7 protein-coding genes are annotated in these 10,281 nt (G+C 48.2%); all 7 read left to right on the top strand.

Annotated elements, in window-relative coordinates; translation table 11 throughout:
• Nucleotides 1–231: 231 nt before the first annotated feature.
• The 7 genes from PGS38_RS15405 (at nt 232) to PGS38_RS15375 (ending at nt 10,280) form a co-directional block, all read left to right on the top strand.
• Complete coding sequence (locus tag PGS38_RS15405; protein ID WP_117802463.1) at nt 232–930, top strand: ABC transporter ATP-binding protein; 699 nt, start codon at nt 232–234, stop codon at nt 928–930.
• 14 nt (nt 931–944) lie between these two features.
• Complete coding sequence (locus tag PGS38_RS15400; RefSeq protein ID WP_118594571.1) at nt 945–3,275, top strand: ABC transporter permease; 2,331 nt, start codon at nt 945–947, stop codon at nt 3,273–3,275.
• Between the two features lie 210 nt (nt 3,276–3,485).
• Entirely contained in the window at nt 3,486–4,814 is a 1,329-nt protein-coding gene (locus tag PGS38_RS15395; RefSeq protein WP_118594570.1) for an MATE family efflux transporter, read from the top strand.
• Nucleotides 4,815–4,963: 149 nt separating this feature from the next.
• Nucleotides 4,964–5,662, top strand: coding sequence for a response regulator transcription factor (locus PGS38_RS15390; protein WP_022462401.1), 699 nt, complete (start codon nt 4,964–4,966; stop codon nt 5,660–5,662).
• Nucleotides 5,652–6,785 (top strand): sensor histidine kinase, encoded by a 1,134-nt coding sequence (locus PGS38_RS15385; protein WP_055228565.1) that lies wholly within the window; start codon nt 5,652–5,654, stop codon nt 6,783–6,785. The genes PGS38_RS15390 and PGS38_RS15385 overlap by 11 nt, the downstream gene beginning before the upstream one ends.
• Nucleotides 6,782–9,328 carry a hypothetical protein gene (locus PGS38_RS15380; protein ID WP_118594569.1) on the top strand — a complete coding sequence of 849 codons (2,547 nt, stop codon included), beginning with the start codon at nt 6,782–6,784 and terminating at the stop codon, nt 9,326–9,328. Before PGS38_RS15385 ends, PGS38_RS15380 begins: the two co-directional genes overlap by 4 nt.
• Nucleotides 9,315–10,280, top strand: coding sequence for an ABC transporter ATP-binding protein (locus tag PGS38_RS15375; RefSeq protein ID WP_118594582.1), 966 nt, complete (start codon nt 9,315–9,317; stop codon nt 10,278–10,280). The genes PGS38_RS15380 and PGS38_RS15375 overlap by 14 nt, the downstream gene beginning before the upstream one ends.
• Nucleotide 10,281 lies beyond the last annotated feature (1 nt).

Below are 10,281 nucleotides of genomic sequence, written 5' to 3'. Positions count from 1 at the left end.
GAATGATAGATGTGTAGTGTATGCGGTTTTGAAGGTATATCGGAAAAACCATCGGAGAGATCCGATGGTTTTTTACTGTTAAAAAATAAAAGAAAGAGCGCTGCTAATGAGAAAAAATACTCATTAACAGCGCTTTTCATTTCACAGAAAAAGCAGTATTATGGGGTTAGAAGAGTCTAACACAAAACAGACTCTTACACACTCAGGAAAAAAGATGCAGGGAGGAAAGTTATGTTTCTTGAGATTAATAACCTGAAGAAGAGTTTTGGAACCGGTGAAAGCCGTGTGGAGGTCTTAAAGGAAATTCAGTTTTCTGTGGAAAAAGGTGAAATCTGTGTTCTCCTCGGTCCATCCGGTTCCGGTAAATCGACACTGTTGAATATTATCGGCGGAATCGACGAGGCGGACAGCGGTTCGATCGTGATTGAAGGCGAAAAAATTGAGGATATGAATGAAAAAACGCTGACACGGTATAGACGAAAACATTTAGGATACGTTTTCCAGATGTACAATCTGATTCCAAACCTGACGGTGAAAGAAAATATGGAAGTTGGCGCATACTTAAGCGATCATCCGCTCGACATCAACGATCTGTTAAAGACACTGGGGCTCTATGACCACCGCGACAAGCTGCCGAACCAGCTCTCTGGCGGTCAGCAGCAGCGTACTTCAATCGGAAGAGCTATCATCAAAAATCCAAGCATTCTGCTCTGTGATGAGCCGACAGGTGCACTCGATTACCATACTTCAAAAGAAATTTTGAAGCTGATCGAGGACGTCAATCAGAAGTACGGCAACACCGTCATCATGGTAACACACAATGATGCGATCAAAAACATGGCGGACCGCGTGATTCGTCTGCGCGACGGCCAGATCCGTAAAAACTACGTCAATGAGACCAAAATCGCCGCCGGCGATCTGGACTGGTAAAGCGGGGTGGAAGTATGAAAAATCCATTACGAAAACGCCTGCTGCGGGAACTGAAGAACGATATTGGAAAATATCTCGTTATTTTTCTGTTTATGACGGCGACGATTGGCTTTGTGTCCGGTTTTCTCGTTGCGGATGAGAGCATGCTGTATGCTTACGATGAAAGCTTTGAAAAATACAACGTGGAAAACGGAAATTTTACAACAGAACAGAAGCTCACCGACAACCAGAGAACACGGCTGGAAAAAGAGAAGGTAACGATTTACGAGAATTTCTATAAAGACGAAGATGCCGACACGGATCTGGATTCGGAACCAGAGAGCACGATCCGTCTTTTTAAAAACAGAACAGAGGTCAATCTGGTCTGCCTGATGAAAGGCGAAATGCCGCAGCAGAAGGATGAAATTGCAATTGACCGTATGTATGCGGACAATAATGACCTGCAGGTCGGTGATGTGATCTCGGTTGATAAAAAAGAACTGACGGTTACCGGTCTTGTGGCACTTTCGGATTACAGTGCGCTGTTCAGCAATTCGAGTGACATGATGTTCGATGCGGTTAAATTCGGTGTGGGAATCATGACCGAAGAAGGGTATGATGCCATTACCGATGACCATATCAAATACTGCTATTCCTGGAAATATGATACGGAACCGAAAGATGAAAACGAGGAAAAAGAATGGTCCGATGATTTCGTCGAGGTTCTGGCGGCTCATTCCTCGCTGACGGGTTATCTGCCGCGCTACGGCAATCAGGCAATCAAATTTACCGGCGACGATATGGGCGGTGACAAGGTGATGGTGGAGGTACTGCTGTACATCCTGATTGCCATCATGGCGTTCATTTTTGCAGTTACGACAAACAATACGATTGTAAAAGAAGCGTCGGTGATCGGAACGCTGCGCGCATCCGGCTATACGAGACGGGAACTTCTGCTGCATTATCTGTCCCTGCCGGTACTGATTACGATTTTGTCGGCGGTGATTGGAAATATTCTGGGATACACCGTGTTTAAAGATATCTGCGCCGGTATGTATTATGGAAGCTACAGTCTGCCGACATATCAGACGCGGTGGAATGCCAATGCATTTCTGCTCACGACCGTAATTCCGGCAATTCTGATGTTTGTGATCAACGCGGTGCTGATTTCCGGCCGTCTGCGTCTGTCACCGCTGCGTTTTCTGCGCCACGATTTTGCAAAGAAAGGAAAAAGCCATGCGGTGCGTCTTCCGAACTTCCGGTTCTTCTCGCGGTTTCGTCTGCGGATCCTGCTGCAGAACAAATCGAGTTACTTTACCCTGTTTCTCGGTATCGTATTTGCCAATATTCTGTTGCTGTTCGGTATGATGATGAAACCGCTGCTGTCACATTACCAGACGGAGGCGGTGGAAAATATGCTGGCAGATTACCAGTATATTTTAAATGTTCCGGATCCGATCGATGAGGATGATGAGTACACGCTGATGGGAATTGTGCAGAAACTTCTGACGCCATCGCTGAAGACAAATACGGAAGGCGTGGAAACGTTTGCTCTTACATCGCTGAAAAATATTCCGAAAAACCGGGAGGGCGAGAGCATTTCGGTATATGGAATTCAGAAAGACAGCAAATATGTTTCCGCTGAACTGTTTGAGGACGGCGTGACGATTTCCGACGGTTATGCCGAAAAATATGGAATGAAAGTCGGCGATACACTGGAACTGAAAGAGCCATATGAGGACAAAACGTACAGCTTTGAAGTAAAAAGCATTTATGCCTACCCGGGAGCCCTTGCGGTATTTCTGCAGATGGATGTCTTCTGCGAGGAATTCGATCATCCAGAGGACTACTTTAACGGCTATTTCTCTAACGAGCCGATCACGGACCTGGAGGAATCGTATATCGCGACGAAAATTACGGAAGATGATATGACAAAGATTTCACGGCAGCTCAATGTGTCGATGGGAGAAATGTTCCAGCTGATCAATGTTTTCTCGATTGTACTGTTCATGCTGCTGATTTATCTGCTGACGAAGCTGATCATCGAGAAGAATACGACTTCGATTTCGATGGTAAAGATTCTCGGCTACGAGAACAGGGAAATTTTGAGTCTGTATTTGACGGCGACAACCTGGGTTGTGATCGTCTCAATCGGTGTCAGCCTGATCATTGCCTCCGCGCTGATCCGCCAGATTTATGTCATTATGCTTTCCGAGTACAGCGGCTGGCTGACATACTATATTGATCCGGCAATTTACGGAAAAATGTATCTGATGGGCCTTGCGGCGTATGCTGTTATCGCTGTGCTGCAGTTCCGCCACATCCAAAAGATTCCGATGGACGAGGCACTGAAAAATGTAGAATAAAAAAAGTTACAGGAGAAATCTTGACAAGCCCGGGCAAAGTGTGGTATATTGCTCTCAAACTTGGTGTGGATTTTTCAACTTGTAATAAAGTTCTTTTCGCCACGCAATTATCGAAAGCAGATAATTGCGTGGCTTTTTTTGTGGCAATGGAGCAAAGTCCGTGCCTGCACGTAAGCCCACCAACAGAAAAGATCACAAATGGAGGTAATAATGAACGAAAACTTTATGAAAGAAAAGCCAGTATTTCCACTGCTGGTTTCGATGGCGCTTCCAATGGTAATCTCGATGCTGGTCAATTCCTTATATAACATTGTGGACAGCTTCTTTGTCGCACAGATCAGCGAAGATGCCATGACGGCGCTCTCCCTGGTTTATCCGGTACAGAATTTTGTAAATGCCGTTGCCATCGGTTTTGGAATCGGACTGAATGCGGTGATTTCGTATTATCTGGGAGCGGGTGACAAAAAGGCAGCCGGCTGTGCTGCAACACAGGGCCTTGCCCTTACCATGCTGCATGCGGTTATTTTAACGATCGGAAGCCTTCTGGTCATCGAGCGTTTCCTGCGGATGTTTTCTTCTTCCGAAACTGTCATCGATCTTGGTGTCCGGTATTCACGGATTATCTTTCTGTTTACCATAGCAATCATGGCAAACCTTTACTTTGAAAAGGTTTTTCAGGCAGTCGGCCGGATGAAAGTGACGATGACCGGTATGATGGTCGGCTGTATTGTCAACATCATTCTGGATCCGCTCATTATTTTCGGAATCGGACCGTTCCCGCGTCTTGGAATTGAGGGTGCGGCGCTTGCAACCGGCATCGGTCAGGTGACACCGGTCGTGATTTACTGGATCATTTACAAGATCCGCCCGATTTCGGTCAAAATCCATCCGGAATATTTAAAAGAAGGAAAAAATCTGGTCGGAAGACTGTATGCGATCGGCGTCCCGGCGATCCTGAACCTGGCGCTGCCGTCTCTTCTGATTTCCGCACTGAATGGAATCCTGGCCGTGTATTCCCAGAGCTACGTTGTCGTGCTCGGCATTTACTACAAGCTGCAGACGTTCATCTATCTGACAGCAAACGGCATTGTACAGGGCATGCGCCCGATTATCGGCTTCAACTACGGCGCAGGCGAGCATAAGCGTGTGCGGAAGATTTATGAGATCACCCTGATTATGTGTGCGGTGATCATGCTTATTGGAACCGGCATCTGCCTTGCCATTCCGGAACAGCTGATCGGACTGTTCAGCAGCAATCCGGAGACCATCCGTCTTGGCGGACAGGCACTGACACGCATCAGCGCGGGCTTTTTGATTTCGGCAGTTTCCATCACATCCTCCGGTGCGCTGGAGGGACTCGGAAAAGGTGGATCTTCCCTGATCATTTCCCTCTGCCGAAATGTCATTGTCATTCTCCCGGCAGCTTACCTGCTGTCCCATCTGGGAGGCGGCGTTTTCGTATGGCACGCCTTCTGGATCACAGAGGTCATTTCCGCAGCGGTTTCTCTTGTGGTATACCGCCGCGCAGTACGAAGATAAAAAATATAAGAAGAAAAGAAAAGCGGCCTCTTGTGGAAGGCGGCTTTTCTTTTTATAATAGATAATACAGACGTAAGAATTAAGTAAAGATTTTTTTGAATATTCATGGTACCATTACGGTAGTTAAAAACAGAGAGGATGGAAACGATGTGGAAGAAACAAATATTTTAGTTGTGGATGATGAAAAAGAAATCGCGGATCTGCTGGAAATTTATCTGATCAGCGATGGATTTCAGGTATTAAAAGCGTACAGTGCAAAAGAGGGACTCCGCATTCTGGAGGAGAAAAAAATCGACCTGGTGCTGCTCGATGTGATGATGCCGGATATGGACGGTATTGCGATGTGCCGCCGCATCCGGGAGACGAACAACATTCCGATCATCATGGTAAGTGCCAAAACGCAGGATATCGACAAGATCGTCGGTCTGTCAACGGGAGCAGACGATTACGTGGCAAAACCGTTCAATCCGCTGGAGCTGATGGCGCGTGTAAAATCCCAGCTCCGCCGCTACCGCGAACTGAATCCGTCGAAGCCGCACGAGCGCCAGGAAGTGATTTCCTTAAAGCATCTGGAAATCAACAAGGTAACCCATCAGGTTGTCTGCTACGGAGAAAGCATCAAGCTGACACCGATCGAATTTGATATTCTGTATCTGCTGGCCTCCAACCCGGGCCGCGTGTTCGGTACAGACGAAATTTTCGAGCGCGTCTGGCATGAAAAATTCTATGAGGCGAACAACACGGTTATGGTACATATCCGCCGTCTGCGCGGAAAAATGAAAGACGACACAAGAGAAGATAAGATTATTACAACAGTCTGGGGAGTGGGATACAAAATTGAAGCCTGATTTTATAAAAAACTTCAGCCAGAGGATGGTCTTTGATCTGATTGTAAGTGCACTTGTCACGGTGCTTGTAGTGACGCTTACCGACGGGATTCTGACCTTTTTCGGCAATGGACTGATGAACATCGGTTACCGGAGCGCCTGGATCGGACCGGGAGGCCTCCGCCCATCGGTGCGGACGATGATTCTGACGGCGGCTGCGCTGCTTTCGTTCTGCCTGACCTTTTATTTCCTGATGCGCGAAACCATCCGATACATTGGGAAGATTCTGGAAAAGGTAAAGGAGATATCAGCAGGGGATTTTGATCATCCGATCGAGGTAAAGGGAAATGACGAGTTTTCTGTGATGGCGGAGAACTTAAATACGATGCAGCAGAATATCAAGGAAATTATGGAACGGGAACGGATCGCGGAGCATACGAAAAACGATCTCGTCTCATCCGTGGCACATGACCTCCGTACGCCGCTGACTTCGATTATCGGCTATCTCGGCTGGGTGCGCACGCGGACGGATCTGGATGAGGAGACGAGAAATCATTATATCGATATTGCCTATCAGAAAGCACTCCGTCTGGAGCAGCTCACGAACGAACTGTTTGGATTCGTCAAGCTGGAGCACAAAGAGATGCAGCTGCATCTCGGAAAACTTGATCTGGTGCAGCTGATGGAGCAGATGCTCGACGAGATGACGCCGTCTTTTGTGAAAAATGAGCTTCAGGTGGAATTTCTGCATGCGGAACATGCGATTTTTCTCGAGGCGGACGGTGAGCTGCTGGCACGGCTCTTTGGAAATCTGCTGAACAATGCTGTCAAATACGGAAAAGAGGGAAAACAGATCCGCGTCTCAATGGAAAAAGAGGGCGAATATGTGGTCACGCGTGTCATTAACTACGGACGGATCATTCCAAAACAGGAACTGGATCATATTTTCCAGAAATTTTACCGGACAGAGCAGTCGAGGAGCCGCGATACCGGCGGGACGGGACTTGGACTTGCGATTGTACAGCAGATTGCGGAACTGCATCACGGACAGGTGCGGGTAAAAAGTGATCTGCAGGGAACCGTCTTTGAGGTGGAACTGCCGGTCGGAATGCCAAAGGGGAAGAAAGAGGACGAAAAGCGATGAACAGGAAAAGAAGAAGCAAAATCTGCTGTCTGTCCGGTATTTTGCTGCTGATTCTGCTTCTGGCGGGAGTTCAGAGGGTGTCTGCGATGACAACGCGGACAGAACTTTATCAGAACACGCCGTCGGATGGCGGAAGAAGCGACGGGAAAGAAAAGCAGCTTCTTGCCAACAGCTACGCAGGGGAATACCAGATTGATTTTTCTTATGGATTCGAAGGAAACTATCAGGATGGGAATCACGTACCGATTCGTGTGACAATCACAAATGAGAGCGCTGTTGAATTTGAAGGATACTTTGTTTTTCAGATAAAAAACGCCGCGGAATCGATTTACCGCAGAAACAGTGGAGAAGGCATTCTCTCAAAACTGTTTTTGGGGGTCAAGCGGTCGGGCGATGGAAGAAACAGCCTTTTTACGTACCGTTTTCCAATCTATATTCCGGCGAACGGAACCGTTACAAAGACTTTTTCGGCAGGGCTTCTGGTGGAAAATACGTCTTTTTGTGTCCTGTGCCTGGAGAACAGCCAGAGGGACACGGTGTACAGTCGGGAAGAAACGATTTCGAGTGAAGGCTTCTTCCAGTCCAAGGTGGAAGTCTGCGTTGTGGAAGAAGAAACTAATTACGGGCAGCAGCTGAATGGAGTTACGCTGAACGACGGGATTTATGAGGTGGAAGCTGCATCTGTCCGGGCAGAGGAGCTTGTCGGGCTTGCGGAGTCGTATTCGCCGGATGTGCTGATCCTTCTGGAGCAGTCAAAAGAAGAACTGGATGAGACAATCCAGAAAGAAATTGATCTCTGGCAGGCAGAGGGAGGTCTTCTGATTACCTTTTCGGGAAACGAGACATTTGCGGAAAGCCAGCGCAGTGCGTTTAAAGAAGCGCCGGTAGATTTTCTGAAAAATATTCTGGACGAAGAGACCACCAGCCGCCTTCTGGCAAAACGAAATACGAATTATCAGAAATACTATACGATTTCCGATCTTCTGGAAAACACTAGGATCCGGAACCGTCCGAATACGGTGCTGTACGGCGGCCTGATTCTGGTCTATCTGGTTCTGGCAGGGCCGGGATTGTATTTCTTTTTGAAAAAAACAGGAAAACGTCAGTATCTCTGGGGGGCGATCTGTGCCTGCTCGGCCGTCTTTGTTATGCTGATCAGTCTGTTTGGCCAGAGCACGAGGCTCAAGGCCCCGGTGCTGACGTATGTAAGAGAAATCTGGCAGTACGATACATACCAGAAAGATTACATTAATTTCTGTGCACAGGCGCCGTACAATGCTTCCTATGAGCTGTATCTGGATCCGTCCTACGATCTGGTGACGTACAACCGTATGGACTATATGTCCAACAGCACGGCACAGCCGGAAACGGAGGATGCGGAATATGAAAAGACGGAGATCAGTTTCGGAGAACAGAAAAACAGGGCAGAAATTTCCAATCAGGCTGCATTTGCCCTGAATGAGTTCGGCATGCAGCGGATGGAAACGCTGGACGAAGGCGAAGGACTGAAAGGCACGTTTCATTTCTGGGATCAGAAGATCAGCGGAACCGTGGAAAATAAGACAGGCTATGATCTGGAGAGCTGTGTGATCGCCGTTCCAGGTTACTGTGCCCTCATTGGAGACATCAAAAACGGGGAGACGATCACGCTGGATGGAATAGAAGCGGACAGCGTGCGGGATTTCGGAAATTGGAGTGCGGCAGAAGATCTGCCGGAGATAGAGAAAAATTATCTGGACGGCGTCATCTATAATCACATGCCGAACCGGAGTGACAACTGCCTTTTCTTTGGAAAGCTGGCAGGCAATGACGATACGTTCCAGCTTGACAGCGGATACGAAGCGTATGGAATCTCGTATTACTATCAGGAAGTGTTTGTGGACATGAAAGAGGCCGGCGTTGTGTACTGTCCGTATGCGCAGGAGTACAGCGGATGGGACGGCGGAAACACGGTAAGCTTTGAAATGGGACCGAATTCCGGCGGAATCTCGGAAGAGGAAACAGAAGTAACGTATTATCTGAACGGTGTCTTTGAAAACAACAACATCTGGTGTCTGTATGGAATGTATGCTAAAGGCGTGATGCAGCCGGATTCCGAGGGAATCTATGATCCTGCATTCTGGCCGTATGCGATGACGGCGTTAGAAGATAAGATCCAGGCGGCAGAAACCGGCGGGGGAGGAAAACGGGGAACCATTCTTTCGCTTGCTTTCGAGAAAGCCCGCACGGAGGATGGGACCAAGATCCGGAATTTCAATGGAATCATTGAGCTGTACAATTTTCAGACGGGAACGTATGATGAAATTTCCGACTGGGAGATCGATTTTGCGAGTGATCCGGCGCTGGAGGCGCAGTATGTGAATGCGGACAACCAGATCCGTGTGCGGTACCGTCTTTCCGAAGAGGAAAAGGGAGAAGAGTATCATGAAAATTATGGATACTATGAGGCACCGAATCTGATCGTAAAGGCGAAAGAGATCCCACCGGAGCAATATCTGGAGAACCTGTTAGCGGAGGAGCCAAATGCCGATACTGAAAATTGAGAAACTGACCAAAAAATACGGAAAAACATATGCCCTGAACGGTCTTGATATGGAAGTAAAAAAAGGCGATATTTACGGCTTTGTCGGACCGAACGGTGCGGGAAAAACAACGACGCTGCGCATTATTTCAGGGCTTTTAAAGAGCGACGGCGGCGATCTGTGGCTGGACGGCGTGCGGACGACAAAAAATATTCTGAAGCAGAAAAGCCTGATCGGCTTTGTGCCTGATTTCTTTGGCGTTTATGAAAACTTAAACGTGATAGAGTATCTGGAATTTTTTGCCGCATCGTATGGAATTTACGGGCGGGCAGGAACCGTCCGTGCGCGGGAAGTGCTGGAGATGGTCGAACTATCGGGAAAAGAGGAGCAGATGGTGGATTCGCTCTCAAGGGGCATACAGCAGCGGCTCTGTCTGGCGCGCGCGATGATCCATAAACCGAAGCTTCTGGTGCTGGACGAACCGAATTCCGGTCTGGATCCGCGTTCGAGAAAGGATTTTCAGCTTCTCCTGCAGCGATTGGCGCGGGAGGATTATACGATTCTGATCAGCTCCCATATTCTTTCGGAATTAGCAGATCTGTGCACCAGCATCGGTGTCATCAACGGAGGTGTCATGGTACAGCAGGGAAAGCTGGAAAACATTATGCTTGCGGTCGACAGCTCCAATCCGCTGCGCATCACTGTGCTGAACCAGGTGCCAAAGGCGCTGGAACTATTGCGGCAGGATCCGCAGGTCAGCCGCCTTTCTGTGGATGAAAACAAGATTGCGGCCTGGTTTTCGGGAAGCCGGGAGGAGGAGGCGTATCTGCTGCAGAAACTGGTGGATGCCGGAATCCTTGTGGTTTCATTTGCACGGGAACACAACAGCCTGGAGTCCCTGTTCTTTCATCTGACCGGGGAAACGGAACAGAAGAGCCGAAACACAGAAACGTTCGGAAACACGATCGGATAAG

The sequence above is a fragment of the Fusicatenibacter saccharivorans genome (assembly GCF_027667425.1).
Lineage (GTDB): Bacteria > Bacillota > Clostridia > Lachnospirales > Lachnospiraceae > Fusicatenibacter > Fusicatenibacter saccharivorans.
This window is presented reverse-complemented; position numbering and strand designations above follow the sequence as displayed.